The 996-nt window shown below is 68.8% G+C and carries 2 protein-coding genes; one reads left to right on the top strand and one right to left on the bottom strand.

Annotation, left to right across the window (positions count from 1 at the left end; genetic code table 11):
• A partial coding sequence (locus ACFQEU_RS16595; RefSeq protein ID WP_379783941.1) for an RDD family protein occupies positions 1 to 369 on the top strand: 369 nt, incomplete at its 5' end.
• Positions 370 to 675: 306 nt separating this feature from the next.
• On the opposite strand, the gene ACFQEU_RS16590 is transcribed toward ACFQEU_RS16595, so the two are convergent.
• The coding region (locus ACFQEU_RS16590; RefSeq protein ID WP_379783939.1) for an arsenate-mycothiol transferase ArsC at positions 676 to 996 on the bottom strand (321 nt) is incomplete at its 5' end.

Raw genomic sequence — 996 nt, 5'->3', positions numbered from 1 at the left:
GACGCGGTCGCCCTCCTCGGGGGCAGCCCGCCCTCGGCGGGTCAGTGGGGCGTCCCACTCGTGTATCTGGGGTACCACGCCGGTTTCGAGGGGACGGTCGCGACGACGCCCGGCAAACGGCTCCTCGGCCTCACTGTCGTCGGCGAGGACGGGTCGCCGTGTGGACCGTGGGCGGCCGCGATCCGGACGGTCTGTCGCGCCGTGGACGGGATCGGCTTTTATATACTCGGGGTCGCGGTCGCGCTTGCGACCGACGGCGACCGGCGACTGGGCGATCTAGCCGCGGGGACGCGCGTGGTTCCCGCCGGCGATACGGGCGACACCAGCGACGCCGCCGAGGAGAGCGTAGGCGACCGGCCCGAGCGGTGACTGTCGGGGCGATCCATACCGATCGGTTGTCAGCGACGATCTGGGCCGCCGAATCTACGCTTATAACGAACGGTTCGAACGCTCCGAGAGCTCGGCGTGATTCCGGACACCGGCGGCATCGTCGCCGCCGGCCTCGTACGCGTTTCTCGGGTGCGCCCGTCCCACGCGCGCAGACGCGATCAGGCAGAGATACGACGGCGATATCGCGTTCTCCTACGTATCAGTGTACTCGATATCCGATCGATCCTGTATATAACTAACCAAGACGAATGACGGCAGTCGTTACGCACCGCGGAGCACTGTCGATCAGCGCTCGCCGAACCGCTCGTCGAAGAGGGCGACGACCCGGCGTTCGATCTCGTCGCGGATCGGTCGGACCTCCTCAAGGGGGAGTTCGCCCGGGTCGTCCAGGTCCCAGTCGTCCGTGTCAACGCCGGGCAGCTCGAGCGTTGAACAGCCCATCGTCGCGACGAAGTCGGAGTCGGCGAGCGTCGCCTCCGAGACGTGTCGGGGCGTCCGACCCCCGACGTCGAGCCCGACCTCCGCGAGCGCCTCGCGGACGACTTCGTGGATCTCGTCGGCGGGAGCGGTGCCGCCGGTGACGACCTCGACCGAGTCGGCGGGGCC

The sequence above is a fragment of the Halorubrum tibetense genome, from assembly GCF_042661865.1.
Taxonomy (GTDB): Archaea; Halobacteriota; Halobacteria; order Halobacteriales; family Haloferacaceae; genus Halorubrum; species Halorubrum tibetense.
Note: the sequence above shows the minus strand (reverse complement) of the source record. Positions and strands in the feature narration are given on the sequence as shown.